Source organism: Roseateles sp. PN1 (assembly GCF_038419725.1).
In the GTDB taxonomy this organism is placed as follows: Bacteria; Pseudomonadota; Gammaproteobacteria; order Burkholderiales; family Burkholderiaceae_C; genus Paucibacter_A.
In genome coordinates this window covers 24,886-51,122 of the sequence record NZ_JBCARA010000003.1, presented here as the reverse complement: position 1 = coordinate 51,122, position 26,237 = coordinate 24,886, and the positions used below count along the sequence as shown (strand labels likewise).

Sequence of the window (26,237 nt, the reverse complement as noted above, 5' to 3'; positions counted from 1 at the left end):
CAGGCCGAGCCACGCTAGCGTGGTCGCGGCCTGCCCTGGGTCATTCTTGCTTAGAGCTTTTGCGACTGCATGAAGTCGTCGAACTTCGACTCGGTGAAGCGGAACCAGATGTTCTGGTCGCGGCGGAAGGTGGCGAAGTCTTCGTAGACTTTCTTCCAGCGCGGGTTCTTGGCCGATAGCTCGGCGTAGATCGCCTGCGACTCCTTGAACGCGATGTCCATCACGTCCTTGGGGAAGGGGAAGAGCTTGGTGCCCGAGCCCACCAATTGCTTGAGCGCCTGAGGATTTCGGGCGTCGTACTTGGCCTGCATATCCACATGGACCATGGCGGAGGCGCACTCCACGATGGCCTTGTACTCGGCGGGCAAGCTGTCAAAGGACTTGGTGTTGATGAAGAAGTCCACCTGCGGGCCCCCTTCCCACCAGGCCGGGTAGGCGTAGAAAGGCGCCACCTTGTTGAAACCCAGCTTCTGGTCGTCGTAAGGGCCCACCCATTCGGCCGCGTCCACCGTGCCCTTTTCCAGGGCCGAGTAGATTTCGCCACCGGGCAGATTCAGCGGCACCGTGCCCATGCGCTCCAAAATGCGCCCGGCGAAACCGCCGACGCGGAATTTGAGGCCCTTCATATCCGCCACCGACTTGATTTCCTTGCGGAACCAGCCGCCCATCTGCGCACCGGTATTGCCGCCGGGGAAATTGATGATGTTGTAGCCGCGGTAGAACTCGCGCATCAGCTTGAGGCCATTGCCCTCCACCATCCAGGCCGTCATTTGCCGGCTATTGAGCCCGAAGGGAATAGCGCAGCCCAGGGCGAAGGTTTCGTCCTTGCCGAAAAAATAATAGGGCGCCGTATGCGCCATCTCGACCGCGCCGCTTTGAACGCCGTCCACCACCTGGCCCGGCGGCATCAGCTCGCCGCCTGCATGGGTGGAGATTTGGAACTTGCCGCCACTCATCTCGCCGACCTTCTTGGCGAATAGTTCGGCCGCGCCGTACAGCGTGTCCAGCGACTTTGGGAAGCTCGAGGCCAGGCGCCAGCGGATGGCCGTCTGCGCATGCACCACAGCGGGTGCGGCGCCGGCGGCCAGAACGCCCGCCAGGCCGGCGTGGCTAACGAAGGATCGACGTTGCATGAAAGGTCTCCTGATCGGTTGTGAGTTTTTCTATCACAACGATTCTAGGGAAGCCTCTCCACCCTTCCGCAGGGGCAAACCCGGCCTGCCCCCTCAGCCCTTCAGCTTCAGCTGCCGGCGAGCTTCATTTTGCTGATCAGCAGCGAGCCGACCGTCTTGCCACCCATGGTGTAGGTGTCACGGCCGATGCCGATGATGTTTTGGAACATCTCGGGCAGGCTGCCGGCAATCGTCACCTCATGCACGGGGAAGGCGATTTCGCCGTTCTCGACCCAATAGCCGCTAGCACCACGCGAGTAGTCGCCGGTAACGTAGTTGACGCCCTGGCCCATCAGCTCGGTCACAAACAAGCCCGTGCCCAGACGGCGCAGCATGGTGGGCAGGTCGTCGCCCGGCGCAGTGAAGCGGCTGGTCATGCGCAGATTGTGCGAACCACCTGCATTGCCCGTCGTCTTCATGCCTAGCTTGCGGGCCGTGTATGTGGACAAGAAATAGCCTTGCAAAACGCCGGCGTCGACCACCTTGCGGGCACGCGTGGTGACGCCTTCGTCGTCAAAGGGCGAGCTGCCCTTGCCCTTGCGCTCATGCGGGTCCTCAGCGATATCGATGTGCGAGGCCAGCACCGGCTTGCCCAGGCTGTCGAGCAAAAAGCTGGCGCGGCGATACAACGCCCCGCCGCTGGTAGCCTGCACCAAAGCACCCAAGATGCCGGCGGCAGCGGAGTTCTCGAACAGCACCGGCACCTCGGCCGTGGCCACACGGCGCGATTTCAGGCGCGACAAGGCGCGCTCGGCGGCATAGCGGCCGATAGCCTCGGGCGAAGCCAGATCATTGGCGTCGCGCATGGAGCTGTACCAGGCGTCGCGCTGCATATTGGCGCCGCGCCCGGCAATGGGCGCCACCGAGATGGAATGGCGCGAGCTGGCATAGCCACCACGGAAGCCGCGGCTATTGCCCGAATAGAAATGCGAGGTCTGGGCCGAGACAGCAGCGCCTTCGCTATTGCTGATGCGCTTGTCGGTAGCAAAGGTCGCGGCCTCGCAGCGCAGGGCGAGCTGCGCAGCCTCGTGCGCGTCAATGGCCCAGGGGTGGAACAAGTCCAGCTCCGGCCGGGCGCTGGCGTCCAGCGACAAATCTTCCTGGTCAGGCAGGCCGGCAACAGGGTCTTCGGCCGTGAAGCGGGCGATGTCGAACGCAGCGCGCACCGTGTCGCGCAGGGCCTTGGGCGAAAAATCAGAGGTGCTGGCATTGCCGCGGCGCTGGCCCACGTAGACCGAAATGCCCAGGGACTTGTCGCGATTGCGCTCCACATTCTCCAGCTCACCCATCCGGGTGGACACCGACAGGCCACAGCCTTCCGACACCTCGGCCCCGGCGTCACTGGCACCGATGCGCTTGGCCTCGGCCAACACATCCTCGATCAATTCCTGAAATTGCTCCACCCGGTAGGCAAAACCGCTGCCCGCGGCGGACGATTGGGCGGATTGTGTGGGGGAAATAGGTGAGGAAGGCAGGTCGAGCTTGGGCATGAATATGAGCTTTGGGAGTGAAGCGGCCGACAAATCAGCAAAGCCGTAAGGCCCGGCTGGGCGGCAAAGCGCAGAACTGGGGGACAATCATAAGGTCGCGGAGCCATGCCAGCGCATCCGCAGCCGCTTTACTCAAAGCGCGCCAAAACCAGCAGCACCGCAGCAATATGAGAACACAAGAAGAATTCCCCTCAGAGGACGACGACTTTGATCGTCCCAGTAAAAGCCAGCTCAAGCGCGACATGCTTGAGTTGCAAGATCTCGGCGAAGATCTGCTGACCTTGCCGGCCAGCCGCATCGATCCCTTGAATCTGCCCGAAATTCTGGCCGACGCCATCAAGGCGGCCAAGAAGATCACCGCCCATGAAGGCCGCCGCCGCCAGATGCAATACATCGGCAAGCTGATGCGCCGTGTCGACCCCGAGCCACTGCGCGAGGCCGTCGCGGCCTTCAAGCTCGGCCATGCCAAGGACAGCTTAGCCCTGCACCAGAGCGAAGCTTGGCGCGAACGGCTGCTGAAGGATGACGCCGCCCTGCAGAGCTTCATCCAGGAGCACGAAGGCATCGATGTGCAGCAGCTGCGCAGCCTCGTGCGCGCCGCTCGTAAGGACGCCGCGCTGGAGCCCGAAAAGCGCAGCGGCCGCGCCTACCGCGATCTGTTCCAGTTCATCAAAACCGAGCAATTGCGCGTCAACCCCAAGGAGGCAGCTTCCGACCCGGATGAGGAAGCCGCCGATGAGTGAGGCGAAGCCCGTGCCGAGCTCGGAGCCGGTGCGCATTGGCATCGTCTCCATCAGTGACCGCGCCAGCAGTGGCGTCTACGAAGACAAAGGCCTCCCGGCCTTGCAAGACTGGCTGAGCCGCGCACTGCGTAACCCGGTCAGCTTCGAGCCACGCCTGATTCCCGACGAGCGCGCGCTGATCGCCCAGACCTTGCGCGAACTGGTGGACGAGGCCAAGTGCGACCTGGTGCTGACCACCGGTGGCACCGGCCCGGCGCTGCGCGATGTGACGCCCGAGGCCACACTGGATGTGGCAGATAAAGAGATGCCCGGCTTCGGCGAGCAAATGCGGCAGATCTCGCTGCGCTTTGTGCCTACGGCCATTCTGTCGCGGCAGGTGGCGGTGATTCGCGGCCAAGCCTTGATCATCAATCTGCCAGGTCAGCCCAAGGCAATCGCCGAAACGCTGGAAGGCCTCAAGAGTTCAGACGGCGAAACCCTGGTGGCCGGTATTTTTGCGGCCGTGCCTTATTGCATCGATCTGATCGGCGGCCCTTATCTGGAATGCCGCGAAGAAGTGATCAAGGCATTTCGGCCGAAGTCCGCGCAACGTCCAGTAGCCGGCTGAGTGCAGAGCATGGCGGGAGCCATGCCCTGCCCCAGATGCGCGAGCCAAGCAGTTTCGCGAGCAGCGCAGTTGCTTACTTGACCAAGCGACTCAGCGAAGCTGCATCAAAGGTTTCATCCTGCTGCGCATCATCCGGCACGCAATTGCCCATCTTCTCGCCCGAGGCGGCCGAGAGCTTGCACACGGCCTGCCACAGCAAGGCAATTTGGTGGTCCTGCAGAGCTGCGCTGTCGATCAGGCCGCGCATGGCCTGCGCCATCGGGTCATCGCCTTGCGACACACCGTAGGCCGAAAAACCCATGCGCGCGGCCACTTCCTCGCGCTTGGCATCGGCCTTGGCCTCGATGATGCGGGCCGGGTTGCCCACCGCGGTGGCGCCGGCCGGCACCGGCTTGGTGACCACCGCGCCCGAGCCCACGCGGGCACCTGCGCCCACCGTGAAGCCGCCCAACACACAGGCATTGGCGCCGATGATGACTCCGGCCTCCAGCGTCGGGTGGCGCTTGGCGCCCTTGACCAGCGCGGTGCCGCCCAGCGTCACGCCTTGGTAAATGGTGCAGCCTTCGCCGATTTCGGCCATCTCACCGATGACGATGCCCATGCCGTGGTCGATGAAGACGCGGCGCGCGATGGTGGCGCCGGGATGAATTTCGATGCCGGTGAAAAAGCGCCCCAGGTGCGAAATGAAGCGGCCCGCCCATTTCAGCCCATGAGTCCAGCACCAGTGCGCCACGCGATGGAACATCAGGGCATGCAGGCCGGGGTAGCAGGTCAGCACCTCCCAGGCGGATCGCGCAGCAGGGTCGCGCTCAAGAATGCAGGCAATGTCTTCGCGCAGGCGATTGAACATGATGGGGGCGTGGGCGGGAAGCCGGATCGGAACAGGGGCCGGCCAGTTTAGCGGGCCGCGCCGCATCACGTTTGGCGCACCCTTGAAACGGCTGCCTAGCCAGGGCTTTAAGCAGCCGGCCGAACTGCCACACAGTTCGCCAGTCAGCGAATCCAACCAGCCAGCATCAGTCTTCGCTATTCGACCCCGTCTTGGCGCCCGCAGCCGCCGCAGTCTTGAGCATGGCGCGCGCCACGCCGCGCCAGATATGCACTTCTTCCTTGGTCAGCTGCGCGCGATTGAACAGCTGATTCAGGCGCGGCATCAGCTTGCCGGGGAGTTTGGGGTCTAGATAGTCAATCGCCTCCAGCCCTTGCTGCAGATGCGTCAGCAGGCCTTGCACCGCAGGCATATCAGCCAGCTGCGGGTCGGGCGTGCGCGCCTGCACCGCAAAGCCGCCCAGAGCTTGGCGCCAGTCATAGGCCAAGAGCTGCACGGCTTGGGCCAGATTGAGCGAGCCGTAGTCGGGGTGAGTGGGAATCGACAAGACAGCGTGGCAGCGATACACATCCTCATTGCTCATGCCGTAGCGCTCGGAGCCGAACACCAGCGCCAGTTTGTGATCGCTGGCGGCCAGCTCGGTAAACAAATCGCGCGGCGCGCGCAGCGGCGGGCCGAAGTCGCGCGGCGTCATGGCCGTGGCGCAGGCAAAGGTGCAGCCGTCCAGGGCTTCATCGAGCGTGGCGACGATGCGCGCGCGCGCCAGAATGTCGGCCGCGCCGCTGGCCATGGCCACGGTTTCTTCCTGGCACAGCACATCAGCGAAGCGCGGCGCCACCAGCACCAACTCGGAAAAACCCATCACCTTCATGGCCCGGGCCGTGCTGCCCACATTGCCCGGATGGCTGGTTTGAATCAGAACAAAACGTGTCATAAGTTGGCCGCCGCACAGCAAAGCTCGACGCGCACAGGTTTAAGCGGTTAAAATCAGGGATTATCCGGGGTCGCTAGCTCGACTCTGCGAGATGCTCTTTATTTTTGCCAGTCCACCTCACCCGCTGCCTTTTCTTCGCAAAAGCGTCAGCGGTCAAATATCAAGGTTCTTCGAATGACGCAGCAAGCCGCTCTCCATCCCATGCTCAATGTCGCCATCAAGGCGGCGCGTGCAGCTGGTGCCATCATCAATCGGGCCTCCATGGACCTCGATATTCTGCGCATCAACACCAAGTCACCCAATGACTTCGTGACCGAGGTGGACCAAGCCGCTGAGCAAATCATCATCGAAACCCTGTTGCAAGCCTACCCCGACCACGGCATCCTCGCCGAAGAGTCGGGCCGCGAGCATGGCAACAAGACCTCTGAGTTCGTCTGGATCATCGATCCGCTAGACGGCACCACCAACTTCATCCACGGCCTGCCTATGTACTGCGTGTCCATCGCGTTGGCGCATCGCGGCGTGGTGCAGCAAGCCGTCGTTTACGACCCCACCCGCAACGATTTGTTCTATGCCACCAAGGGTCGCGGCGCTTTCATGAATGACCGCCGCCTGCGCGTGTCCAAGCGCACCCGCCTGAGCGACGCGCTGATCGGCACCGGCTTCCCCTTCCGCCGTGGCGACAACTTCAAGCGTTATATGAAGATGTTTGAAGCCGTGATGGTGGAATGCGCCGGCCTGCGCCGCCCGGGCGCCGCCGCGCTGGACCTCTGCTATGTGGCCGCCGGTTACTACGACGCCTTCTTTGAAACCGGCCTGCAGCCCTGGGATGTGGCGGCTGGCTCGCTGATCATCACCGAAGCCGGTGGCCTGATCGGCAACTTCACCGGTGAGTCCGACTTCATGCATCAGCGCGAAGTGCTGGCCGGCAGCCCCAAGATCTACGGCCAACTGGTGCCCATCCTGGCACCCTACACCCGCGTGATCAAGGAAGAAGAAGCCGCTGCCGACGCCGCCGGCGTGGGCAAGGACAGTGCCGCCGCCGCAAACGCCGCTGATGCCGTGGCCGCAGCCGCCGCGCCGAAGAAGCGCGCCGCCGTGCGTATCCGCAAGGGCGAAGAAGGCGACGAACAAGCTTAAGCAAAGCAACCCACACGAAGGGAACTAAACTCCGTCCCAAGCTTCGTGTCACACCAAACAAAGCCCTCTTCCGAGGGCTTTGTTCATTTTTCCGCCCATTTCCTCACTCATGAGTCAAACCCCAGACTTCTCCGCCCACACCCCGGTGATGGCGCAATACCTGCGCATCAAGCATGAGCATCCGGATGATCTGGTGTTTTTCCGCATGGGGGATTTCTACGAAGTCTTTTTTGACGACGCCCGCCAAGCCAATGCCTTGCTGGACATCACCCTGACCACGCGCGGCCAAAGTGCGGGCGAGCCGGTGGTGATGGCCGGTGTGCCGGTCAGCGCGCTGGAGTCCTATCTGGCCAAGCTGATCAAGCTGGGCGTGCCGGTGGCGATTGCCGAGCAGGTGGGCGATGTGGCCACCAGCAAAGGCCCGGTGGAACGCAAGGTGGTGCGCGTGGTCACCCCCGGCACCGTGACCGACACGGAATTGCTGGCGGACAAGCAAGACTCGGTGCTGATGGCTGTGGTCACCCAGGGCAAGACCTATGGCCTGGCTTGGCTGTCGCTCACCCAAGGCCATATCGGCCTGGCCGAATGCAGCGACAAAGAGCTGCCCTCCTGGCTGGCTCGTTTGAGCCCGGCCGAGGTGCTGGTGGATCGCGAACGCCAGCCCGCCGCGGTGCTGGCCGCACGCGCGCCCATCACCAACCGCCCCAGCTGGCAGTTCGACAGCGCCCTGGGCGCTCGCAAGCTGTGTGAACAACTGGCCGTGGCCAGCCTGGCCGGCTTCAATGCACAAGAATTGAAGGCCGCCCACGCCGCCGCTGCCGCCCTGTTGAGCTATGCCGAACACACCCAGGGCCGCGCCCTGGCGCATGTGAAGGCCTTGACGGTGCAGCGCAGCGGTGAGCTGCTGGACATGCCGCCCGCCACCCAGCGCAATTTGGAACTGGTGCAAACCTTGCGCGGCGAAACCTCGCCCACGCTTTTGTCCTTGCTGGACAGCTGCCGCACTGGCATGGGCAGCCGCGCCCTGCGCCATTGGCTCTTGAACCCCAAACGCCTGCGCAACGAAGCGGTGGGCCGCCACGATGCGATCGACGCTTTTTTGCGCAGCAGCCCCGAGCCCCTGCGCGAAAGCCTACGCCAGGTTTCAGATGTGGAGCGCATCGCCGCCCGCATTGCCCTGCGCCAAGTGCGCCCGCGCGAGCTGGCGGGCTTGCGCGCCACCCTGCAGGCCTTGCCCGCGCTGCAGAACACCTTGCCGGCAGGCAGCGCCTTGATCGACGAGTTGGCCGCCGGCCTGCGCGCTTCTCCTCATATCGAAGAGTTGCTGCGCCGTGCGATTGCCGAGGAACCGGCAGTGCTGGTGCGTGACGGCGGCGTCATCGCCAGCGGCTTTGATGCCGAGCTGGACGAGTTGCGCGCCATCAGCCAGAACTGCGACGCCTTTTTGCTCGACCTCGAAACCCGCGAACGCAGCCGCACCGGCATCGCCAATCTGCGGGTGCAGTACAACCGCGTGCATGGCTTTTACATCGAGGTCACGCAAGGCCAGGTGGACAAAGTACCGCTGGACTATCAGCGCCGCCAGACGCTAAAGAATGCCGAGCGCTACATCACGCCCGAGCTCAAAGCCTTTGAAGACAAGGCCTTGTCGGCGCAAGAGCGCTCCTTGTCACGCGAGAAGCTGCTGTTCGAGCAGATCCTCGACCAGTTGATCGAAGAATTGGCACCGCTGACCCTGCTGGGCCGCGCCCTGGCCAGCCTGGATGCGTTGGCCGCCTTGGCCGAGCGCGCCAGCAGCCTGGGCTGGTGCAGGCCCGAGTTTGTCAGCCAGCCCTGCATCGCCATCACCGCGGGGCGGCACCCGGTGGTGGAAGCGCGCCTGCGCGAGACCGGCGCGGGTGAGTTCATGGCCAATGACTGCCAGTTCGACGCCCGCACCCGCTTCGCCGTCATCACCGGCCCGAATATGGGTGGTAAGAGCACCTTTATGCGCCAGGTCGCGCTGATCGCCTTGCTGGCGGCCATGGGTAGCTATGTACCCGCAAGCGCCTGCCGCCTGGGGCCGCTGGACGCCATCCACACCCGCATCGGCGCGGCGGATGATCTGGCCAATGCCCAGTCCACCTTCATGCTGGAGATGACCGAGGGTGCGGCGATTTTGCACAGCGCCACCGAGCAGTCGCTGGTGCTGATGGATGAGATCGGTCGCGGCACCTCCACCTTTGACGGACTGGCTCTGGCCGGCGCCATCGCCAGCCATCTGCACGACAAGACCCGCGCCTTCACGCTGTTCGCGACGCACTATTTCGAGCTGACCGAATTCCCCACCAAGCATCCGCAAGCCATCAACTGCCATGTTGGCGCGGTGGAGAGCGGCGAGAACATCGTCTTCCTGCACGAGATTCAGCCCGGCCCCGCCAGTCGCAGCTATGGCGTGCAAGTGGCCCGCTTGGCCGGCATGCCTGCCAGCCTGGTGCGCCAGGCGCGCGCGACGCTGGAGGCACTCGAAGCCAAAGCCAGCGCAGGTGACGTGCAGATCGATTTGTTTGCCGCGCCACCGGAACCCAGCAGCCCTGCCGCCGAGGTGACAAGTGCGCTGCAGCTGGCGATGAATGATGTGAACCCAGACACCCTCAGCCCCCGCGAGGCCCTGGACCTGATCTACCAACTCAAACAACTGAGCCTTCCCGCATGAGCGCCGCCGCCAGCAAGACCCTTGTTTTCTCGCACGCCAATGGCTTTGCCTCGGGCTGCTATCGCGTGCTGTTCGAAAGCTGGCGCGCCGCTGGCTGGCAGGTCCACGCCCTGCCCCAATTCGGCCACGACCCCAAGTTCCCTGTCACCAGCAACTGGCCGCATTTGCGCGATCAGCTGATCCAATTCATCGAGCGCGAAGTTCAGCCACAAATGGCCACGCCGGGGCCAGTGATGCTGCTGGGCCACTCGCTGGGCGGCATGCTGAGCTTGCTGGCTGCCTGCCGGCGCCCCGATCTGGCCCAAGGCCTGCTGCTGCTGGACTCCCCCGTTTTCACCGGCTGGCGCGCCCACAGCGTGCGGGTGATGAAGGCCACGCGCTTGATGCCGCGGGTGTCACCGGGCCGCATTGCCCAGCAACGCCGCCACGAATGGCCCGATCGGGCCGCGGTGCTGGCCCACTTTGCCGCCAAGCACAAGTTCGCCCGCTGGGACCCGCGGGTCTTGCAAGACTATGTGGACAGCGGCTTCGAAGAACGCCATGGCAAGACGCATATGAAGTTTCACCGCGAAGTGGAAACCCGCATCTACGACACCCTGCCGCATCACCTGGGCCCCTTGCTCAAGCGCCACCCGCCGCAATGCCCGGTGGCCTTCGTGGCCGGCACCCAATCCGAAGAGCTGCGCCAGACCGGGGTGGGTGCCTCCAAAGCCCTGGCCGGCAGCAATTTTCACTGGATGGAGGGCAGCCATCTTTTCCCCTTCGAGCGCCCCGATGACACGGCCGCTTTGGCCCTGCAATTGCTCGATGTGATGCGTGCGCAGCGCGCGCTCTGACCTCGTCGACACGGCTTCGCCCGAATTCGGGCCGCCACCTCGCTATAATCACTTTTTACCACCACAGCGTTTTTGAGACGCTGCAAGACATGACCAAATACGTCTACGTCACAGGCGGTGTGGTGTCCTCACTCGGCAAGGGCATCGCATCAGCTTCTTTGGCTGCCATCCTCGAATCGCGCGGCCTTAAAGTCACCCTCATCAAGCTCGATCCCTACATCAATGTGGATCCGGGCACGATGTCGCCCTTCCAGCACGGCGAGGTCTTCGTGACCGAAGACGGCGCGGAAACCGACCTCGATTTGGGCCACTACGAGCGCTTCATTACCACACGGATGAAGAAGGCCAATAACTTCACCACCGGCCAGATTTATATGTCCGTGCTGGAGAAGGAACGCCGCGGCGACTACCTGGGCAAGACCGTGCAGGTCATCCCCCACATCACCAACGAGATCCAGGATTTCGTGCGTCGTGGCGCCGGTGCGGGCACGCCTGACGCCGTGGATGTGGCGATCGTGGAAATCGGCGGCACGGTGGGCGACATCGAGTCCCTGCCCTTCCTCGAAGCCGCGCGCCAGATGAGCCTGAAGGCCGGCCCGAATAACGTCGCCTTCGTGCACCTGACCTATGTGCCCTGGATCGCTGCAGCCGGCGAGCTGAAGACCAAGCCGACCCAGCACACGGTGCAAAAGCTGCGCGAAATCGGTATTCAGCCCGACGCCTTGCTGTGCCGCGCTGACCGCCGCATCCCCGACGACGAGCGCGAAAAGATTTCGCTCTTCACCAATGTGCCCGAGTACGGTGTGATTTCCATGTGGGACGTCAACACCATCTACAAGGTGCCGCGCATGCTGCACGAGCAAGGTCTGGATCAGTTGATCTGCACCAAGCTGCAACTGAACACCCGCTCGGCCGATTTGAAGCGTTGGGACACCCTGGTCAATGAGGTTGAGAACCCCGCCAAGGACGTCACCATCGCCATGTGCGGCAAGTACACCGATCTGTCGGACAGCTACAAGTCGCTCAACGAAGCCCTGCGTCACGCCGGCATCCACAACCACTCCCGCGTCAACATCGAGTATGTGGACAGCGAGATGCTGACGGCCGACAACATCGATCAGCTCAAGCAATTCGATGCGGTGCTGGTGCCCGGCGGTTTCGGCAAGCGGGGCGTGGAAGGCAAGATTCTGGCCGCCCAATATGCCCGCGAGCACAAAGTGCCTTACCTGGGCATCTGCCTGGGCATGCAGGTCGCCACGATCGAATACGCACGCCATATGGCGGGCTTGGCTGGCGCTAACTCGACCGAGTTCGATCCTGAGTCGCCGCATCCGGTGATCGCCCTGATCGACGAGTGGCAAGACGCTGACGGCAGCATCCAAAAGCGCGACGAGAAGAGCGACCTCGGCGGCACCATGCGCCTGGGCGCGCAAAGCTCGGACGTGGCTCCCGGCACCCTGGCCTATGACATTTACGGCCCGGTCGTGACCGAGCGTCACCGCCACCGCTTTGAAGCCAACGAGCAATACCTGGAGCGCCTGCAAAATGCCGGCCTGGTGATCTCTGCCATCACCCAGCGCGAAAAGCTGACCGAAATGGTCGAGCTGCCGCGCGCGGTGCACCCTTGGTATGTGGGCGTGCAATTCCACCCGGAATTCAAGTCCACCCCTTGGGACGGCCACCCGCTGTTCACGGCCTTCATCAAGGCCGCCCTGGATCACAAAGCCGCAGCGTGAGCCTGAACTGACCGCATGAGCAGCGCCTACATCCTTGCTAACGTCCAGGTGAGCAACCCCGTCCAGTATGGGGAGTACATCAAATTCTCCAGCCAGGCCATGCAGGCCCACGGCGCGGAGGTTTGCGTGCGTGGCGGCAAGGTGGAGGTGCTGGAAGGGGACTGGGCGCCCGAGCGCGTGGTGCTGCTCAAATTCCCTTCCCTGGCTGCGGCCAAAGCGTTTTACGAATCCCCCGAATACAGCCAAGCTCGGCAGGCCCGCGCCGGCGCCGCTGTGATGCGCATGGTGTTGATCGAAGGCGTTTGAGACCCGCAACACAAGACGCGGCGGCAGCCGCCCTCTTGTTCTGCGCTGGTAACGCAAAACTGGCACCATGCACGGCTTGAATTGAGATTTTGACCTTTTGGAGACTGAAGAATGAGTGCCATTGTTGACATCGTCGGCCGCGAAATCCTCGACAGCCGCGGCAACCCCACCGTTGAGTGCGATGTGTTGCTGGAATCCGGCGTGATGGGCCGTGCCGCTGTGCCCTCGGGCGCCTCCACCGGCTCGCGTGAAGCCATCGAACTGCGTGACGGCGACAAGAGCCGCTACCTGGGCAAGGGCGTGTTGAAGGCAGTTGAGCACATCAACAGCGAAATCTCCGAAGCCGTGCTGGGCCTGGACGCCTCCGAGCAAGCCTTCCTGGATCGCACCCTGATCGAGCTGGACGGCACCGACAACAAGGGCCGCTTGGGCGCCAACGCGATGCTGGCCGTCTCCATGGCCGTGGCCCGCGCTGCGGCCGAAGAATCTGGCCTGCCCCTGTACCGTTACTTCGGCGGCATGGGCGCGGTGCAACTGCCAGTACCGATGATGAACGTCATCAACGGCGGCGCACACGCCAACAACAGCCTGGACCTGCAAGAGCTGATGATCATCCCCGTCGGCGCACCGAGCTTCCGCGAAGCCGTGCGCTGGGGCGCTGAAGTGTTCCACGCGCTGAAGAAGATCCTGCACGACAAGGGCATCAGCACCGCCGTGGGCGACGAAGGCGGTTTCGCGCCTAGCGTCGAGAACCACGAAGCCGCGATCCAGATGATTCTGGACGCCATTGCCCTGGCCGGTTACACCGCTGGCGAGCAAATCGCCATCGGCCTGGACTGCGCTGCCAGCGAGTTCTACAAGGACGGCAAGTACGTGCTGGAAGGCGAAGGCGGCCTGCAACTGACGGCCCAGGAATGGACCGATATGCTGGCCACCTGGTGCGACAAGTACCCCATCATCTCGATCGAAGACGGCATGGCCGAAGGCGACTGGGATGGCTGGAAGCTGCTGACCGAGCGTCTGGGCAAGAACGTGCAGATCGTGGGCGATGACTTGTTCGTCACCAACACCAAGATCTTGCAAGAAGGCATCGACAAAGGTATCGCCAACTCGATCCTGATCAAGATCAACCAGATCGGCACCCTGACCGAGACCTTCGCCGCCATCGAGATGGCCAAGCGCGCCGGCTACACCGCCGTGATCTCGCACCGCTCGGGCGAAACCGAAGACTCGACCATTGCAGACATCGCCGTCGGCACCAATGCCGGCCAGATCAAGACCGGCTCCATGAGCCGCTCTGACCGCATGGCCAAGTACAACCAGCTCCTGCGCATCGAAGAGGATCTGGGCGATGTCGCCTTCTACCCCGGCCGTAAGGCTTTCTACAACCTGCGTTAAAGCAGGTTTGGTGCATTGAGATGCGGCCCTGGTGCGAATTGCACCCGGGCCGTATTGCTAATTGCTCACATCATTCGGCCACAGGAATTGGCCACAAGCTTTGGTTACACTGCCAACGTGAAATCCATCAGCTTCATCCTCGCTGCGTTTTTGCTCATCATCCAGACTCAGCTCTGGCTGGGTAAAGGCAGCCTGCCGCGCGGCGCCCAGCTGCGCGAGGAGCTGGCCAAGGCCCAAAGCGCCAATGAACAAGCGCGCGGCCGCAATGCCCAAATCGAGGCCGAACTGCGCGACTTGCGCGAGGGCCTGGAGATGGTGGAAGAAAAAGCCCGCAACGAGTTGGGCATGATCAAACCCGACGAAATCTACGTCCAAGTTCGGCGCTGAGCTTCCCGAATCGCTTTAGCCCAGAACCTCATGATGGACGACCTGCTGCAGCTGCTGCAACCCCTTCTGACGCCCGCCTTCACCCTGCTGGGCAGCCCGATTACCTGGACCGAAGTGCTGGCCTTTGTGATGGCGGTGTGGATGGTGATCTGCAATATGCGGGTGCATGTGCTGGCTTGGCCGCTGGCCATCCTCAGCTCCTTGCTTTACTTCTTGCTGTTCTGGAATGGCAAGCTGTATGGCGAAGCCTCTCTTCAATTGATGTTTGCTGGCCTGGCCGTTTGGGGCTGGTGGCAATGGCTGCGCGGCAAGGATGATCAAGGTCAGCAACTGCGCGTGCGGCGCTTGAGTCCTCGTGGTTTAGGTGCGGCCGTGCTACTCACGCTGCTGGCTTGGCCCGTGCTCGGCCTCTTCCTGCATCACCAAACCGACTCCACCCTGCCTTACTGGGATGCCCTGCCGACGGTGGCCAGCCTGCTGGGCCAGTGGTTGCTGGGACGCAAGTACCAAGAAAACTGGTCGGTGTGGGTGTTGGTCAATATCGTCAGCGTGACCTTGTTTGCCTACAAGGGCTATTGGCTCACCGTCGTGCTCTACGCCGTATTCATTCCGATGTCTGTGGCCGGTTGGCGCGCCTGGCAAAAGCAGCTGCCAGCCACTAGCCACGCCGCATGAGCCTCTCGAGCCCACCTTCCCCGACTAAGCCGCAGTCGGGCTTGTTGATCGCCTTGCTGGGCGCGGAGAGCACCGGAAAATCGGTGCTGGCCCAGGGCTTGAGCCAAGCGCTTGAGCAGGCCACCGGCCTGCGCTGCACCACCGTGCCTGAGTATTTGCGCGCGTGGTGCGACCAGCATGGCCGCACCCCACTCGCCAGCGAACAGCTGGAGATCGCCCGCATGCAAGCGGCACACATCGATGCCGCCGCCCAGACCCATCAGCTGGTGGTCTGCGACACCACGCCGGTGATGACGGCCGTCTACAGCCAGCTGCTGTTTCAAGACAGCAGCTTGTGGCCCGAGGCCCTGGCCTTTCAGCGACGCTGCAGCCTCACCCTCGTCACCGCACTGGACCTGCCCTGGGTGGCCGACGGTTTGCAGCGCGATGGTCCTCAGGTGCGCGCCCCTGTCGATGCCGCCCTGCGCCAAGGTTTGATTCAGGCGGGCCTGAGCTGGTCGGTGGTCTCGGGCAGTGGGGCGGCGCGGCTGGAATCAGCACTCAACGCCGTCAGCCCCTTGCTAATGAAACGCCACGGCGTGCCCGCCATGCCGGCACGCGGCTTGTTCACCCGTTTGGATGAGCGCCAGGCGAATCTGCCGGCCTGGCAATGGCTGTGCGAGAAATGCGATGTGCCGGAGTGCGAGCACCAGAGCCTGCGGCTGGCGCAGAAACTGGCCTAGGGATAAAAGCCGGGGCCGCTGCAAGCAGTTCGCCCTGCGCCCTCAACGCGTTTACTGAACCGTCTCGCTGCCACCCGGCTGGGCCAAGTCCGCCGCAAAGAGCGCACCCATGTCCACGGCATCAAAGTGATATTGCAGGCCGCAGAACTCGCAGCCGATTTCCACATTGCCACGCTCGGCCAGCACGCTATTAACTTCCTCCACGCCCAAGCCCTTGAGCATCTGGCCTACCCGCTCACGCGAGCAGCTGCAGGCGAAGCGAGGCGTCAAAGGCTCGAAGCGGCGCACGGTTTCTTCCCAGAACAAGCGGCGCAGCACGGTGTCGGCATCCAGGGTCAGCAATTCCTCGGACGTCAGGGTCGCAGCCAGCATGCTGATGCGATTGAAGGCATCCGACAAGCCGATGTCGTCCTCATGCTTGCTGCCGCCCAGATTGCCCACGCCCTCCAAAGGCAGGCGCTGAATCAAGAGGCCGGCGGCCATCTCGTCGTTGGCGGCCAAGACCAGCTTGGTGTCGAGCTGCTCGGACTGCAGCATGTAATGCTCCAGCACCTCGGAAAGTTTTTGCAGCGGCTCGCGCTGGTCGCCATGCAAGGGCACCACGCCCTGGTAAGGCTGCTGGCCCGGGAACTTGTCCTTGGGGTCCAGGGTGATGGCGCAGCGACCTTGGCCGTGCACATTCAGCATGGCTTCCAGCTGCGCGCCCTCGGGCACCTCGCCCACCAGCTTGGCGGTGGCTCGGAAGCTCAAATCATGCTGCGCCTCGGCCACGGCCAGCTTGACCGGCCCGTCACCAAACACCTGCAAAACCAAGGCGCCGTTGAACTTGATATTGCTCTGCATCAGCACGGCTGCTGCGGCCATTTCGCCGAGCAGGGCGCGCAGCTCCGGCGGATGGGCACCGACAGTCTCACGGCGCTTGAGCACCTCACGCCAGCCTTCGGTCAGGCGCACCAAGATGCCACGCACGGGCAGGCCTTCGAACAAGAATTTATGCAGTTCACTCATCAGTCAATTTCTCTAATTCAGTGGGTGACAGAGTGAGTCGCTGTTGGCGCGAGGTCTGCCACGCCGGTTCAAGCCAGCTTCTTCAGGCCACGCGCGTAGGCCCGGCCGTTCTCGATGTAATGGGCGGCGCTGAGCTTCAGGCCTTCGATCTGCTCGGGGCTCAAGGGGCGAATCACCCGCGCCGGGCTGCCGACGATCAGCGAGCCGTCCGGGAACTCTTTGCCCTCGGTCACCAGCGCGCCCGCGCCCACCAGGCAATGCTTGCCGATCTTGGCGCCGTTGAGCACGATGGCACCGATGCCGATCAGCGAATAGTCACCCACCGTGCAGCCATGCAGCATCACTTTGTGCCCCACGGTCACGCCCTCGCCCAGCACCAGCGGAAAGCCATGGTCGGCGTGCAGCACCGAGGCATCCTGGATATTGCTGCGCGCGCCGATGGTCAGCGATTCGGTATCGCCACGCAGCACCGAGTTGAACCACACGGTGACATCTTCACCCAGCGTGACCCGTCCGATCACCTCGGCGCTGTCGGCCACCCAAGCCGACTCGGCGACGGTGGGGACATCCTCATCCAGTTGATAAATGGCCATTGCGTTTCAAACTCCAGGGCAGGCACTGCAGAGCTATTGCCCTGCTTACAGCAAAAACGAATGATTTTACCGGCCAGCCCAATTCCGCGTGCAGGCGGGACAATGTGGCCATGGAAATTCGTCGCCGCGCCCTGGAAGTCCTCCGTATCCCCGACCCCGCCCTGAAAGCCGCAGCCGCCCGCGAGCTTTATCAAGCCGCCTTGGCGCAAGTGCAGCAAGGGCTTGCGCTGGATACCGACACCGTCTTCCCCACCCCTGCCGACCTGCCCGGCCGCCCGGCCCGGCCGCGGCTGCTATCGGCCTTGCAAGTACCGCATCGCTCGCCCTTCACCCGCGAAGGCCGTGCGGCGCTGATCCACGCCATTGCCCATATCGAGTTCAACGCCATCAATCTAGGCCTGGACGCCGCCTGGCGCTTCGCCGGCATGCCGCTGCAGTTCTATCTGGACTGGCTGCAGGTGGCCGCCGAAGAGGCACTGCATTTCAACCTGCTGCACGAGCATCTACAGCAGACCCTCGGCCATACCTACGGCGACTTTGATGCCCACGACGGCCTGTGGACCATGGCCGAAAAAACCGCAGCCGATGTGCTGGCCCGCATGGCCCTGGTGCCGCGCACCTTGGAAGCGCGCGGCCTGGATGCCACGCCGCCCCTGCAGGCCAAGCTCGCCCGGGCTGGGGATCAGCGCGCGGTGGAAATTCTCGACATCATCTTGCGTGATGAGATCGGCCATGTGCAGATCGGCAACCACTGGTACCGCCACTGCTGCCGCGAGCGCGGCCTGGACCCGATCGCGCTCTACCCCGAGTTGGTGGCGCGTTACGAGGCGCCGCGCCTGCGGCCGCCCTTCAATTTCGATGCCCGCGAAGCGGCCGGCTTCAGCGCCGAAGAGCTGGCTTACTTGCGCAGCTGATAATTGAGGGCTTTGCCGCCCTTAGCCCGCCCTTCCCGGCTCTCCCTGCCTCAGCTTCATCCATGACCCGCGTTCAAGCCAACTTCCTGCTCGTTTTCATCGCTCTGATCTGGGGTTCGGCCTTTGTGGCGCAGGCGCAAGCCATGGCTCATTTGGGGCCGATGTTGTTCACCGGCGTGCGGTTTTTGATTGGTGCGCTGGTAATCACGCCCTTCGTGTGGATGGAGTGGCGCAAGCAGTCGGCCCGCGGCAAGGCCCTGAAGCCGCGCGACTTCGGCAAGATCGGTGCGCTGGGCAGCTTGCTGGTGCTGGGAGCGGCCATGCAGCAAATCGGCATCGTCAGCACCACGGTCACCAATGCCGGCTTTTTGACCGCGCTCTACGTGCCCTTGGTGCCGGTGCTGGGCTGGCTGATCTTGCGGCAGTTGCCGCATTGGTCGGTGTGGCCGGGCGCGCTGGCCTGCTTGGTGGGCGCCTTTTTGTTGTCGGGCGCGCAGCGACTGGAGATCGGCACCGGCGACCTCTGGGTGATCTGCTCGGCCCTGCCCTGGGCGGTGCATGTCTTGATGGTGGGCCGGGTGGCCGATCACATGGCGGCGCCCTTTGCCGTTGCCTTCGGGCAGTTTGTGGTCTGCGGTTCGCTGGCTCTGGCCTGGGGCCTGCTGTTTGAGACCCATCAATGGGCCGATTTGCAAGCCGCGCTGAGCCCCTTGCTCTACACCGGCGTGCTGTCGGTCGGCGTGGCTTTCACCGCGCAGGTGGTGGCGCAGCGTTATGCGCATGCGGCGGACGCGGCCATCATCTTGTCCTCCGAGACTTTGTTCGCCGCCGCCTTCGGCTTTTTGCTGATGGGCGACCGGCTCAGCCCCGCCGGCTGGCTGGGCTGCGGCCTGATCTTCGTCAGCATGGTGACGGTGCAGTTGTTGCCCACTCTGAGCAGCTTGCGCAGCAGCTGGAACTCGCGCGAGGCGTGAAGCACTCAGCAGCGGCCGCTCCAGATGGGGCGAGCCGCTGCGGAGGGATGAGCTGGCCTACAACTCGAAAGCCGTGGTCTTCTTGACCGTGCGCAGCACCAACATGGAGTTGGAGCGCGCCACGCCGGGCAGATGCATCAGCACGTGGCTGTGCAGGCGCTCCAGGTCCTCGGCATCCTTGTACGCAAAGCGCAGCAGGTAGTCATTGGTGCCGGCAACATAAAAGCAATCAAGGATCTCGGGAATATCGCGCACCGCTTGCTCAAATGCACCAAGCGCCTGCGGCGTCATGCGCTCCAGATTGACGATGGTGTAGCTGGTGCCAGGCTGGCCGATGGCCTTGGGGTTGATCAGCGCCACATAGCCGCTGATGACACCCGCCTCCTCCAGCGCCTTGACCCGCCTCAAGCAGGCCGAGGGAGATAAGTGCACCTGCCCTGCCAGCTCCACATTGGAGAGCCGGCCATCCTTTTGCAGGACATTGAGAATATTGCGATCAATCGCATCCAAATTCACTTCCGAACTCATTTTTCGAATTTTCTGCCGCTAGAGCGCAAGATCATCGCACGAACGTGCAAAACCGAGGGTTTGACCGAGCCTGCAAGCGCAAGCACATTGCGCGCCACTCTCTCTAAACTGGGCTGCAGTTAAAGGAGTGCTTTGCCCATGTCTCAGAACCTCGATGCCTACTGGATGCCCTTCACCGCGAATCGGCAATTCAAAAAATCTCCGCGCCTGATCACCGGCGCCGACGGCATGTATTTCCGCGACGACAAAGGTCGTCAAATCCTCGACGGCATTGCCGGCCTGTGGTGCGTCAATGCCGGCCACAACCGCCCGCGCATCGTCAAGGCGATTCAGGAGCAAGCCGCCGAGCTGGACTTCGCCCCACCTTTCCAGATGGCCCACCCCAAGGCCTTCGAACTGGCCACGCGCTTGGCCGAGATCAGCCCGGCCGGCCTGAACAAGGTTTTCTACACCAACTCCGGCTCCGAATCGGTGGAGACGGCGCTGAAGATGGCCATCGCTTATCACCGCGTTCGCGGCGAAGGCGCCCGCACCCGCCTGATCGGCCGTGAGCGCGGCTACCACGGCGTCAACTTCGGCGGCATCTCGGTCGGCGGCATGGTCGGCAACCGCAAGATGTTCGGCACCATGTTGGGCGGCGTGGACCATATCCGCCATACCCATGATCCGGTGCGCAATGCTTACTCGGTCGGCCAACCCGCTTATGGCGCTGAGCTGGCCGATGATGTGGAGCGCATGGTCGCCCTGCATGATGCGTCCACGATTGCGGCCGTGATCGTCGAGCCCGTGGCCGGCTCCACCGGCGTGCTGATTCCGCCGCAAGGCTATTTGCAGCGCTTGCGTGAGATTTGCGACAAGCACGGCATCTTGCTGATTTTTGACGAGGTCATCACCGGCTTCGGCCGCACCGGTCAGCCCTTCGCGGCACAGACCTTCGGCGTCACGCCCGATTTGATGACGGTGGCCAAGGGCCTCACCAACGGCTGCGTGCCCATGGGCGCGGTGCTGGCCAAGCAGCACATCTACGACACCTTCATGACCGGGCCCGATCATTTGATCGAGTTCTTCCACGGCTACACCTACTCGGCCCACCCACTGGCCTGCGCCGCGGCCCTCGCCACCCTGGACACCTATGCCGAAGAAGGCCTGCTAACCCGCGCCAGCGAGATGCAGAGCTACTTCGCCGAAAGCCTGCACTCGCTCAAGGGTGAGCCGCATGTGATTGATGTGCGCAATATCGGCCTGGTCGGAGGGGTGGAATTGGCCGCCTTGCCGGGCGAGCCGGCCAAGCGCGCCTTCAATGTGTTCCTGGATTGCTGGGAACAAGGCTTGCTGATCCGCACCACCGGTGACACCATCGCCTTGAGCCCACCGCTGATCATCGAGCGCAGCCACATCGATCACATCATCGCCACCCTGCGCGCAGCACTGCGCCGGGCCGCCTAAGACTCATCCGAGCCAAGCAACGAGGATTTGCCTAGCGTTTATGACTTTACTGAGCATCGACCGCGAGCTGAGCCGCGACTCCTACTACCAGGCCAGTGCCACCCGCACTGAATCATTCGCCCCCTTGCAGGAGAGCATCAGCGCCGATGTCGTCATCGTCGGAGCGGGCTTGGCGGGCTTATCGGCAGCGATTGAGCTCGCGCAAGCCGGCCGCCAAGTGGTGCTGCTGGAAGCAGGATTGGTCGGCGGCGGCGCCTCCGGCCGCAACGGCGGGCAGGCCATCCACGGCCTGGCCTGCGACCAAGAATCCATCGAGGCCCAAGTCGGCCTGAGCGAGGCCAAAAAGATCTGGGCCATGACGCTGGAAGCGCTGGACATCGTCCAGCAACGCTGCAGCGAGCACCAGATTGAGGCCGACTGGCAAAACGGCTTCCTCAGCCTGGCTACCTCGCCGGGCAAAGCCCGCCAACTGCTGCAATGGCAGCAGCGCATGGCCGAGGTCTACGACTACCCGATGACGCCGATCTCGGCGCACGACATCCAAGGCTGGATTGCCAGCCCGCGCTTTTGCGCCGGTGTGCATGACCCTCGATCCGGCCATCTGCATCCGCTGAAATACTGCTTAGGGATGGCGGCCGCAGCACGCAAACTGGGCGTGCGGATTTTTGAGAATTCCGCCGTCACCCGCCTCGACGAGGGTCAGGTCTTGACTGTGCACACGGCCCAAGGCCAGGTGCGAGCGGGCCAGGCCTTGCTGGCCGGCAACGTCTATCTACAGGAGGTTGCACCCAGCTTGGCGCCCGCACTTGGTGCGCGCATCATGCCGGTCGGCACCTATATCGTGTGCAGCGAGCCGATTGAAGCCAACCGCATGCAAGCCTTGATTCCCAGCCGCTCCGCCGTGTGCGATACCAACTTCGTGCTGGACTATTTCAGACCCACGGCTGACCAGCGCATGCTTTACGGCGGCCGGGTCAGCTACAGCACCGCCTCGCCACGCTCGGTGAAGGACAGCATGCGCCAGCGCCTGCTGCTGAGCTTCCCGCAACTGAGCGATGTTGGTATGGAATATGCATGGGGAGGGTTTGTGGATATTTCTATGAATCGCGCTCCCGATTTTGGCCGCCTCGGCGCCGCCCGCAACGTTTACTACCTGCAAGGTTTCTCGGGCCATGGCCTAGCGCTGACCGGCCTGGCCGGGCGCGTGGTGGCCGAGGCCATGCAAGGCGATAGTTCCCGCTTCGATGTTTTTGCACAGTTGCGCCATCACCCCTTCCCGGGTGGCAAACTGTTCCGCATGCCCGCGCTGGTTTTGGGCATGGCTTACTACCGTTTGAAGGACTTGTTAGCGTGAAGCGCGAATCCATGAACCGAAGCAAGCCGCTGGTGTTGGTGCCGGGATGCAATCGACCCGTGGGCGATCACCCCTTCCACATCGTCGGCAAAAAGTACATCGACGCGGTGCGTCTGGCCGGCTGCCTGCCCCTGGTGGTGCCAGCCTCCACCGAGGATGAGCTGGACGAATTGATGGCGCTGGCCGACGGCCTGCTGCTGACCGGCTCGCCCTCGAACGTGCACCCCAGCCATTTCGATGAAGAGGTGCACAACCCCGAGCTGCCGCTGGACCCGACACGCGATGCCTGGACCCTGCCGCTGATTCGCGCGGCCGTGGCCAAGGGCCTGCCAATCTTTGCCATTTGCCGCGGCTTTCAAGAAACCAATGTGGCCCTGGGCGGCAGCCTGCATCAGGCGGTGCAAGAGCAGCCCGGTTTGCAAGACCACCGCGCGCCGGAGAACCAGCCGCCCGAGATTGCCTACGCCCCGCAGCATCCGGTCAACATCATGCCCGGCGGCGTGCTGGAGCAACTGCTGGGTCACGGCACGGTGATGGTCAATTCCCTGCACGGCCAAGGCGTCAAGCAATTAGCGCCGGGCTTGCGCATCGAGGCGGTCGCGCCCGATGGGCTGGTGGAAGCCTTCAGCGTTGAAGCCAGCCCCGGTTTTTCGATTTGCCTGCAATGGCACCCGGAATGGCAAGCGGCGCAGAACCCCGTGTCCATGGCCTTGCTGCAGGCTTTCGGCCAGGCCTGCAAGGACTACCGCGCACGCAGCAATAAACCCATGGTGGAGGCGGTGCGCGACCCTGAGACGTAGTGCCTTTGTTCGCTGGTCTAACACCCCCGGGTGCCTAGGGCCCCGGGTTCATCGACGAACAAAGGACTCTCATGGTTAACCGCAATAACTTCACCTTCAGCGAACTCGAAACCTGGCTGCAAGAGCAGCGCGTGACAGAAATTGAATGCCTGGTGCCGGACTTGACCGGCGTGGCGCGCGGCAAGATCTTGCCGCGCCAAAAATTCACCGAAGACCGCGGCATGCGTTTGCCCGAAGCGGTGGTGGCGATGGGCGTGACGGGCGAGTTCCCGGAAGAAGGCCCCTACTACGACGTCATCAGCCCCAACGACCGCGATATGCATTTGCGCGCCGACCCCACCACGGCCCGCCTGGTGCCTTGGGCGGTGGACCCCACCGCGCAAATCATCCACGACTGTTTTGACCGCGACGGCGAGTTGGTGCCCTTCGCCCCCCGCTCGGTGCTGCGCCGCGTTTGCGGCTTGTTCGAAGCCGAGGGCTGGGACCCGGTGGTAGCGCCTGAGCTGGAGTTCTATCTGGTGGCCCGCAATAGCGACCCCGACATGCCGCTGAAGCCGCCCATCGGCCGCTCCGGCCGCGCCGAGACCTCGCGCCAGGCCTACTCCATCGACGCCGTCAACGAGTTCGATCCCCTGTTCGAAGACGTCTACGAATACTGCGAGAAGATGGAGCTCAACGTCGACACCTTGATTCACGAGGTCGGCGCCGGGCAGATGGAAATCAACTTCTTCCACGCCCACCCCATGGGCTTGGCCGACGAAGTCTTCTTCTTCAAACGCACGGTGCGCGAGGCGGCACTGCGCCACGATATGTTCGCCACCTTCATGGCCAAGCCGATTGCCGGCGAGCCGGGCAGCGCCATGCATATCCACCAAAGCGTGATCAACAAGAAAACCGGCCGCAATCTGTTCAGCAACGAGGACGGCTCGGCCAGCGATGAATTCCACTGGTACATCGGCGGCCTGCAGAAGTACATTCCCGCCGCCATGGCCTTGTTCGCCCCCTATGTGAACAGCTATCGCCGCCTGGCCCGCCACACCGCGGCTCCCATCAATATTCAATGGGGCACCGACAACCGCACCGTCGGCATCCGCTCACCGCTGGCGCCGCCACAAGCGCGCCGCATCGAGAACCGCGTCATCGGCGCCGATGCCAACCCCTATGTGGCCCTGGCCGCCACGCTGGCCTGTGGCTATCTCGGCATCAAGAACAAGATCGAACCCTCGCCCGAGTGCAAGGGCGACGCCTACCTTGGCGACTTCCAGCTGCCGCGCAGCCTGGGCGAAGCGCTGACGCTGCTGCGCGAAGAGAAGGAACTCGCGGCCATCTTGGGCGAGCAATTCGTGACCGTCTACACCGAGATCAAGGAGATCGAGTACGCCGAGTTCATGAAGGTCATCTCGCCCTGGGAGCGCGAGCATCTGCTCTTGCATGTTTGAACCCGCGCCGCCCGACACAAGATTTCAGGAGAAGCTCATGAGCAACAACCCAAACTCCAACACATTGACCAGCAAACGCAGCACCGCCGAATGGCAGGCCGCCGACTCGCGCCACTTCCTGCACCCCTTCACCGACTTCAAGGGCCTGGCCCAGAAGGGCGCGCGCATCATCGAGCGTGCCGACAACATCTACCTCTGGGACAGCGAGGGCCACAAGATTCTCGACGGCATGAGTGGCCTGTGGTGCGTCAACGTGGGCTATGGCCAGCAATCGCTGGTGGACGCCGCCACCGCGCAGATGAAGCAGCTGCCCTTCTACAACGCCTTCTTCCAGACCTCCACCACGCCGGCGATTGAGCTGGCCGAAGTGTTGGCCGAGATCGCGCCACCCGGCTTCGAGCATGTGTTCTTCACCAGCTCGGGCTCGGAAGGCAATGACACCGTGGTGCGCATGGTGCGGCGCTACTGGGATGTGCTGGGCCAGCCCGAGCGCCAAATCATCATCGGCCGCAACAACGGCTATCACGGCTCCACCATGGCAGGGGCATCGCTGGGCGGCATGAGCGGCATGCATGCGCAAGGCGGCCTGCCTATCCCCAATATCAGCCATATCGAGCAACCGCATTGGTTTGAGCTGGGCGGCACGCAAAGCCGCGAGGAATTCGGCATCACCGCCGCGCGCTGGCTGGAAGAAAAGATTCTGGCCGTAGGCCCGGAGCGGGTGGCCGCCTTCATCGGCGAGCCCATCCAGGGCGCGGGCGGCGTGATCGTGCCGCCGTCCACCTACTGGCCCGAGATCCAGCGTATTTGCGATAAATACGGCATCTTGCTGGTCAGCGACGAAGTGATCTGCGGCTTTGGCCGCACCGGCAACTGGTTCGGCTGCGAAACCGTTGGCTCCAAGCCCGACCTGATGACCTTCGCCAAGGGCGTCACTTCCGGCTACATCCCCCTGGGCGGCGTGATGGTGGGCGAGCGTGTGGCCCGCGTGCTGATCGAGCAAGGCGGCGAGTTCAACCACGGCTTCACCTACTCCGGCCACCCGACCGCCTGCGCGGTGGCCCTGGCAAACCTCAAGCTGCTGCGCGAACAAGACACGGTGCGCAAGGTGCGTGAAGAGCTTGGCCCCTATCTGGCCAAGCGCTTTGCCGAGCTCAATGAGCACCCACTGGTGGGCGAAACCCAGACCTGCGGAATGATGGGCGCGGTGCAGTTGGTGAAGGACAAGGCCACACGCCAGACCTTCGACAGCGCACTGGAGGTCGGCATGATGTGCCGCGCGCATTGCTTTGCTAACGGCCTGATCATGCGGGCTGTGGGTGACCGCATGATCGTGGCGCCGCCGCTGGTGATGACCCTCGCTCAGATCGACGAAATGATGGCGCTGATCAAGCTTTGCCTGGATCAGACGCTGGCTCAACTCAAGAGCCAGGAACTGCTTTGATCTTGCCTGGCGGGGCTGACACAGCCTCGCTTTTGTCATGGCGAATGGGGCTGAATGTCGCCCCCTT

The 26,237-nt window shown here is 63.3% G+C and carries 25 protein-coding genes; 18 read left to right on the top strand and 7 right to left on the bottom strand.

Annotated elements, in window-relative coordinates; all coding sequences use genetic code 11:
- Nucleotides 1-50: 50 nt before the first annotated feature.
- The gene (locus AABB87_RS05295; RefSeq protein WP_341970315.1) at nt 51-1,133 is read right to left on the bottom strand and encodes a TRAP transporter substrate-binding protein; all 1,083 of its coding nucleotides are present in this window, start codon (nt 1,131-1,133) and stop codon (nt 51-53) included.
- A gap of 107 nt (nt 1,134-1,240) precedes the next feature.
- Nucleotides 1,241-2,662 (bottom strand): metalloprotease PmbA, encoded by a 1,422-nt coding sequence (pmbA, locus tag AABB87_RS05290; RefSeq protein WP_341970314.1) that lies wholly within the window; start codon nt 2,660-2,662, stop codon nt 1,241-1,243.
- A gap of 167 nt (nt 2,663-2,829) precedes the next feature.
- Between pmbA and yjgA the strand changes: the two genes are divergently transcribed.
- Both yjgA and mog read left to right on the top strand, forming a co-directional pair.
- Nucleotides 2,830-3,405 (top strand): ribosome biogenesis factor YjgA, encoded by a 576-nt coding sequence (yjgA, locus tag AABB87_RS05285; RefSeq protein WP_341970313.1) that lies wholly within the window; start codon nt 2,830-2,832, stop codon nt 3,403-3,405.
- On the top strand, nt 3,398-4,012 hold the full coding sequence (mog, locus tag AABB87_RS05280; protein WP_341970312.1) for a molybdopterin adenylyltransferase: 615 nt from the start codon (nt 3,398-3,400) through the stop codon (nt 4,010-4,012). Before yjgA ends, mog begins: the two co-directional genes overlap by 8 nt.
- A gap of 73 nt (nt 4,013-4,085) precedes the next feature.
- Here mog and cysE read toward each other — a convergent pair whose 3' ends face one another.
- Both cysE and AABB87_RS05270 read right to left on the bottom strand, forming a co-directional pair.
- Complete coding sequence (cysE, locus tag AABB87_RS05275; RefSeq protein WP_058719556.1) at nt 4,086-4,862, bottom strand: serine O-acetyltransferase; 777 nt, start codon at nt 4,860-4,862, stop codon at nt 4,086-4,088.
- Nucleotides 4,863-5,028: 166 nt separating this feature from the next.
- Entirely contained in the window at nt 5,029-5,775 is a 747-nt protein-coding gene (locus tag AABB87_RS05270) for an RNA methyltransferase (protein WP_341970311.1), read from the bottom strand.
- A 174-nt stretch (nt 5,776-5,949) separates the two neighbouring features.
- On the opposite strand from AABB87_RS05270, the gene AABB87_RS05265 reads away from it, so the two are divergent.
- From AABB87_RS05265 to AABB87_RS05225, 9 genes are all read left to right on the top strand, one after another.
- Nucleotides 5,950-6,915 (top strand): inositol monophosphatase family protein, encoded by a 966-nt coding sequence (locus AABB87_RS05265; RefSeq protein ID WP_058719554.1) that lies wholly within the window; start codon nt 5,950-5,952, stop codon nt 6,913-6,915.
- Nucleotides 6,916-7,024: 109 nt separating this feature from the next.
- Entirely contained in the window at nt 7,025-9,610 is a 2,586-nt protein-coding gene (gene mutS, locus AABB87_RS05260) for a DNA mismatch repair protein MutS (RefSeq protein ID WP_341970310.1), read from the top strand.
- Nucleotides 9,607-10,446 (top strand): alpha/beta fold hydrolase, encoded by an 840-nt coding sequence (locus AABB87_RS05255; RefSeq protein WP_341970309.1) that lies wholly within the window; start codon nt 9,607-9,609, stop codon nt 10,444-10,446. The genes mutS and AABB87_RS05255 overlap by 4 nt, the downstream gene beginning before the upstream one ends.
- A gap of 89 nt (nt 10,447-10,535) precedes the next feature.
- A complete protein-coding gene (locus AABB87_RS05250; protein WP_341970308.1) occupies nt 10,536-12,182 on the top strand; it encodes a CTP synthase in 1,647 nt (548 codons plus the stop codon).
- A 15-nt stretch (nt 12,183-12,197) separates the two neighbouring features.
- Nucleotides 12,198-12,488, top strand: coding sequence for a DUF1330 domain-containing protein (locus AABB87_RS05245; RefSeq protein ID WP_341970307.1), 291 nt, complete (start codon nt 12,198-12,200; stop codon nt 12,486-12,488).
- A 111-nt stretch (nt 12,489-12,599) separates the two neighbouring features.
- Complete coding sequence (gene eno / locus AABB87_RS05240; RefSeq protein WP_058719549.1) at nt 12,600-13,886, top strand: phosphopyruvate hydratase; 1,287 nt, start codon at nt 12,600-12,602, stop codon at nt 13,884-13,886.
- Between the two features lie 117 nt (nt 13,887-14,003).
- On the top strand, nt 14,004-14,273 hold the full coding sequence (locus AABB87_RS05235) for a septum formation initiator family protein (RefSeq protein ID WP_341970306.1): 270 nt from the start codon (nt 14,004-14,006) through the stop codon (nt 14,271-14,273).
- 30 nt (nt 14,274-14,303) lie between these two features.
- Nucleotides 14,304-14,948 (top strand): nicotinamide riboside transporter PnuC, encoded by a 645-nt coding sequence (pnuC, locus tag AABB87_RS05230; protein ID WP_341970305.1) that lies wholly within the window; start codon nt 14,304-14,306, stop codon nt 14,946-14,948.
- The gene (locus tag AABB87_RS05225; protein WP_341970304.1) at nt 14,945-15,670 is read left to right on the top strand and encodes an ATP-binding protein; all 726 of its coding nucleotides are present in this window, start codon (nt 14,945-14,947) and stop codon (nt 15,668-15,670) included. Before pnuC ends, AABB87_RS05225 begins: the two co-directional genes overlap by 4 nt.
- A gap of 51 nt (nt 15,671-15,721) precedes the next feature.
- On the opposite strand, the gene hslO is transcribed toward AABB87_RS05225, so the two are convergent.
- Both hslO and AABB87_RS05215 read right to left on the bottom strand, forming a co-directional pair.
- Complete coding sequence (hslO, locus tag AABB87_RS05220; protein WP_341970303.1) at nt 15,722-16,678, bottom strand: Hsp33 family molecular chaperone HslO; 957 nt, start codon at nt 16,676-16,678, stop codon at nt 15,722-15,724.
- A 68-nt stretch (nt 16,679-16,746) separates the two neighbouring features.
- Entirely contained in the window at nt 16,747-17,271 is a 525-nt protein-coding gene (locus tag AABB87_RS05215) for a gamma carbonic anhydrase family protein (protein WP_341970302.1), read from the bottom strand.
- Between the two features lie 110 nt (nt 17,272-17,381).
- Here AABB87_RS05215 and AABB87_RS05210 point away from each other — a divergent pair, with 110 nt between their 5' ends.
- Together AABB87_RS05210 and AABB87_RS05205 are read left to right on the top strand one after the other, a co-directional pair.
- On the top strand, nt 17,382-18,185 hold the full coding sequence (locus tag AABB87_RS05210; protein ID WP_341970301.1) for a ferritin-like domain-containing protein: 804 nt from the start codon (nt 17,382-17,384) through the stop codon (nt 18,183-18,185).
- Between the two features lie 62 nt (nt 18,186-18,247).
- Entirely contained in the window at nt 18,248-19,159 is a 912-nt protein-coding gene (locus AABB87_RS05205; RefSeq protein ID WP_341970300.1) for a DMT family transporter, read from the top strand.
- Between the two features lie 57 nt (nt 19,160-19,216).
- Here the strand turns inward: AABB87_RS05205 and AABB87_RS05200 are convergent, their stop codons facing one another.
- Entirely contained in the window at nt 19,217-19,687 is a 471-nt protein-coding gene (locus AABB87_RS05200) for an Lrp/AsnC family transcriptional regulator (protein WP_058719542.1), read from the bottom strand.
- Between the two features lie 138 nt (nt 19,688-19,825).
- On the opposite strand from AABB87_RS05200, the gene AABB87_RS05195 reads away from it, so the two are divergent.
- The 5 genes from AABB87_RS05195 to AABB87_RS05175 all read left to right on the top strand — a co-directional run bounded on the left by AABB87_RS05195 (nt 19,826) and on the right by AABB87_RS05175 (nt 26,170).
- A complete protein-coding gene (locus AABB87_RS05195) occupies nt 19,826-21,133 on the top strand; it encodes an aspartate aminotransferase family protein (RefSeq protein ID WP_341970299.1) in 1,308 nt (435 codons plus the stop codon).
- 40 nt (nt 21,134-21,173) lie between these two features.
- The gene (locus tag AABB87_RS05190) at nt 21,174-22,487 is read left to right on the top strand and encodes an NAD(P)/FAD-dependent oxidoreductase (protein WP_341970298.1); all 1,314 of its coding nucleotides are present in this window, start codon (nt 21,174-21,176) and stop codon (nt 22,485-22,487) included.
- Nucleotides 22,488-22,498: 11 nt separating this feature from the next.
- Nucleotides 22,499-23,287 carry a gamma-glutamyl-gamma-aminobutyrate hydrolase family protein gene (locus AABB87_RS05185; protein WP_058722155.1) on the top strand — a complete coding sequence of 263 codons (789 nt, stop codon included), beginning with the start codon at nt 22,499-22,501 and terminating at the stop codon, nt 23,285-23,287.
- A 71-nt stretch (nt 23,288-23,358) separates the two neighbouring features.
- Nucleotides 23,359-24,726, top strand: a complete 1,368-nt coding sequence (locus tag AABB87_RS05180; protein ID WP_058719539.1) for a glutamine synthetase family protein — start codon at nt 23,359-23,361, stop codon at nt 24,724-24,726.
- Nucleotides 24,727-24,763: 37 nt separating this feature from the next.
- A complete protein-coding gene (locus tag AABB87_RS05175) occupies nt 24,764-26,170 on the top strand; it encodes an aspartate aminotransferase family protein (protein WP_341970297.1) in 1,407 nt (468 codons plus the stop codon).
- Nucleotides 26,171-26,237: the final 67 nt, after the last annotated feature.

Excerpts from the sequence above, each read along its gene's own strand:
- AABB87_RS05175 (WP_341970297.1), top strand. The coding sequence starts at position 24,764 with ATGAGCAACAACCCAAACTCCAACACATTGACCAGCAAACGCAGCACC.
- mutS (WP_341970310.1), top strand. The coding sequence starts at position 7,025 with ATGAGTCAAACCCCAGACTTCTCCGCCCACACCCCGGTGATGGCGCAA.
- AABB87_RS05265 (WP_058719554.1), top strand. The coding sequence starts at position 5,950 with ATGACGCAGCAAGCCGCTCTCCATCCCATGCTCAATGTCGCCATCAAG.
- AABB87_RS05185 (WP_058722155.1), top strand. The coding sequence starts at position 22,499 with ATGAACCGAAGCAAGCCGCTGGTGTTGGTGCCGGGATGCAATCGACCC.
- AABB87_RS05270 (WP_341970311.1), bottom strand. The coding sequence starts at position 5,775 with ATGACACGTTTTGTTCTGATTCAAACCAGCCATCCGGGCAATGTGGGC.
- yjgA (WP_341970313.1), top strand. The coding sequence starts at position 2,830 with ATGAGAACACAAGAAGAATTCCCCTCAGAGGACGACGACTTTGATCGT.
- AABB87_RS05215 (WP_341970302.1), bottom strand. The coding sequence starts at position 17,271 with ATGGCCATTTATCAACTGGATGAGGATGTCCCCACCGTCGCCGAGTCG.
- AABB87_RS05180 (WP_058719539.1), top strand. The coding sequence starts at position 23,359 with ATGGTTAACCGCAATAACTTCACCTTCAGCGAACTCGAAACCTGGCTG.
- AABB87_RS05200 (WP_058719542.1), bottom strand. The coding sequence starts at position 19,687 with ATGAGTTCGGAAGTGAATTTGGATGCGATTGATCGCAATATTCTCAAT.
- AABB87_RS05195 (WP_341970299.1), top strand. The coding sequence starts at position 19,826 with ATGTCTCAGAACCTCGATGCCTACTGGATGCCCTTCACCGCGAATCGG.
- AABB87_RS05295 (WP_341970315.1), bottom strand. The coding sequence starts at position 1,133 with ATGCAACGTCGATCCTTCGTTAGCCACGCCGGCCTGGCGGGCGTTCTG.
- AABB87_RS05255 (WP_341970309.1), top strand. The coding sequence starts at position 9,607 with ATGAGCGCCGCCGCCAGCAAGACCCTTGTTTTCTCGCACGCCAATGGC.
- AABB87_RS05245 (WP_341970307.1), top strand. The coding sequence starts at position 12,198 with ATGAGCAGCGCCTACATCCTTGCTAACGTCCAGGTGAGCAACCCCGTC.
- AABB87_RS05210 (WP_341970301.1), top strand. The coding sequence starts at position 17,382 with ATGGAAATTCGTCGCCGCGCCCTGGAAGTCCTCCGTATCCCCGACCCC.
- eno (WP_058719549.1), top strand. The coding sequence starts at position 12,600 with ATGAGTGCCATTGTTGACATCGTCGGCCGCGAAATCCTCGACAGCCGC.
- AABB87_RS05250 (WP_341970308.1), top strand. The coding sequence starts at position 10,536 with ATGACCAAATACGTCTACGTCACAGGCGGTGTGGTGTCCTCACTCGGC.
- AABB87_RS05190 (WP_341970298.1), top strand. The coding sequence starts at position 21,174 with ATGACTTTACTGAGCATCGACCGCGAGCTGAGCCGCGACTCCTACTAC.
- pnuC (WP_341970305.1), top strand. The coding sequence starts at position 14,304 with ATGATGGACGACCTGCTGCAGCTGCTGCAACCCCTTCTGACGCCCGCC.
- AABB87_RS05225 (WP_341970304.1), top strand. The coding sequence starts at position 14,945 with ATGAGCCTCTCGAGCCCACCTTCCCCGACTAAGCCGCAGTCGGGCTTG.
- pmbA (WP_341970314.1), bottom strand. The coding sequence starts at position 2,662 with ATGCCCAAGCTCGACCTGCCTTCCTCACCTATTTCCCCCACACAATCC.
- hslO (WP_341970303.1), bottom strand. The coding sequence starts at position 16,678 with ATGAGTGAACTGCATAAATTCTTGTTCGAAGGCCTGCCCGTGCGTGGC.
- mog (WP_341970312.1), top strand. The coding sequence starts at position 3,398 with ATGAGTGAGGCGAAGCCCGTGCCGAGCTCGGAGCCGGTGCGCATTGGC.
- cysE (WP_058719556.1), bottom strand. The coding sequence starts at position 4,862 with ATGTTCAATCGCCTGCGCGAAGACATTGCCTGCATTCTTGAGCGCGAC.
- AABB87_RS05205 (WP_341970300.1), top strand. The coding sequence starts at position 18,248 with ATGACCCGCGTTCAAGCCAACTTCCTGCTCGTTTTCATCGCTCTGATC.